Raw genomic sequence first — 1,710 nt, 5'->3', positions numbered from 1 at the left:
GCCGGCCGGGCAGAAGCTGTGGTTTTTCCATCCGCTCGCGTTTATCCGGCATTTCAGGAAATGCGGGTGGCTGAATGCCTCGGAACTAGCAAAGGCGATGCCTAAGTTTCCGTTCTATGCAAGGGTTGGCCAGATCTATGCCGCCGTAAAGACTGGTCCCGTCTATACGATGACTAGGCAAGCCGTCGGGCAAGCGCAGCAACCGTATGTTGTGCAACTAAATCGCGCAATCATAAAGTACGGATTGAGCCCCTCACACAGGCGTGCGTTATTCTTGGCTCAAATAAACTGGGAAACGGCTCAGTGGAGAAATTTGGCAAATCATCCAATTATGCATGAGTGGGGGTATGGGCAATATAACTCCGGGAATCCCGCGACAGAATATTATGGTGCCTTCTATGGGCGAGGAGCGATGCAGTTGACGTGGGCATCGAACTACCAAAGTTACGGAAATTTCTGTGGACGCGTAGCATTGCCAGACCATAGTGGCTCGTATTCTGACCGGTTAACACCGAACCACCCCCGTATTACTGCTACGTCTCTACATTGGACAATCAATCCATCTGACAATGGGGCTCGAATAAAATGGTCGCCGCGCTTTGATCCCAATATCGTTGCTGATGATTTCTATCACGCGTGCAACTCAGCGGGATTTTATTGGGTATCACGGCCGTTTCAGGTGGGTATCAATATCAGTAGAAAGGCTGACCTGCCATGGAGCTATCAGGCTGTCCAAGATGTTAGTCGCGGCGTAAATGGCGGAGGTAACGGTCGAATTGAACGGCAAGCGTATTCTGCGTTTGCTGCTCGGTTGTTACTCGACTCAATAGATAGAGTGTTGGAGCAAGTAATCAATACGCCCGTTGGAACGATCAAGGTCGATTTTTCCGAGGCTGAATAGTTTAATTTCATGGGGCGGCTGTCATGCTGAGAAATGTCTGCGCGGTATTATTTATTGGCATCGGCTTGGCGATTTTCTTGCCGGTATTCTCAGATGCGAAAGATTTGGTGACTTCCAGGCCGCGCAGCATGAAGTTTGAGCGAAATGGAAAGATAGGTGTCGATACTCTGAAGCAGATTGAAAGTGATTTAAAGAAATCACCGGGTTTTGATTTGAAGAATAACAAGGTGATGGAGCTATTTACATGGGATGGTCCGTCGGGTGTGGGCGTGATCGCTGCGGTTCGAGAGGGTATTGGTGTATCGGCTGGGTGTGCTATCTATGAAAAGATTGGAGGCTCTGGATTTGAATACGTGAATGGGGAGCCTTTCTGTTGGTTTTCTAGTCCATCTGGTCAGATTAGTGATGGGGGGAGATTTGGCGTCAAATTTGTCGGAAAAATCCGGCAATCGAGCGATAGTCCAATAAATTCTATGGAATTCGATCTATTTTATGATGGTCGCAGAGGGATTTTTTGTGACCCGTTGTCTACTTCGGATAAATTCAACTGCAACGGGAAGTCAACCAACCATGATGAAAAAGAAGACTCATCGAAGGGTAAATGAAATCTCCTATCCGCAAGGGTCACGAACCCAAACTCTGCGGCGAAGTAGCGGGTGGCTCGCTGTGGAATGCTTAAGCCGGAGTGATCTATGAGAATTATCAAGGCTTTGATGATTTTGGCAATACTCCATCTTGACGACCTGTACTCCCATACGCACTAGGACGCCATGATTATCAGCCCGCCCTTTCTGCCCCAATCGGGTTTG

The 1,710-nt window shown here is 48.4% G+C and carries 1 protein-coding gene and 1 pseudogene; both read left to right on the top strand.

What is annotated here, in order from left to right; translation table 11 throughout:
* Window positions 1–901 (top strand): annotated as a pseudogene (locus tag EYW47_RS40580) (peptidase M23); the annotation flags it as partial.
* Window positions 902–924: 23 nt separating this feature from the next.
* Window positions 925–1,506, top strand: a complete 582-nt coding sequence (locus EYW47_RS40575) for a hypothetical protein (protein WP_133200412.1) — start codon at window positions 925–927, stop codon at window positions 1,504–1,506.
* Window positions 1,507–1,710 lie beyond the last annotated feature (204 nt).

It is taken from the genome of Paraburkholderia silviterrae (genome assembly GCF_004353915.1).
GTDB classification, from domain to species: domain Bacteria; phylum Pseudomonadota; class Gammaproteobacteria; order Burkholderiales; family Burkholderiaceae; genus Paraburkholderia; species Paraburkholderia silviterrae.
Note: the sequence above shows the minus strand (reverse complement) of the source record. Positions and strands in the feature narration are given on the sequence as shown.

Excerpts from the sequence above, each read along its gene's own strand:
- EYW47_RS40575 (WP_133200412.1), top strand. The coding sequence starts at position 925 with ATGCTGAGAAATGTCTGCGCGGTATTATTTATTGGCATCGGCTTGGCG.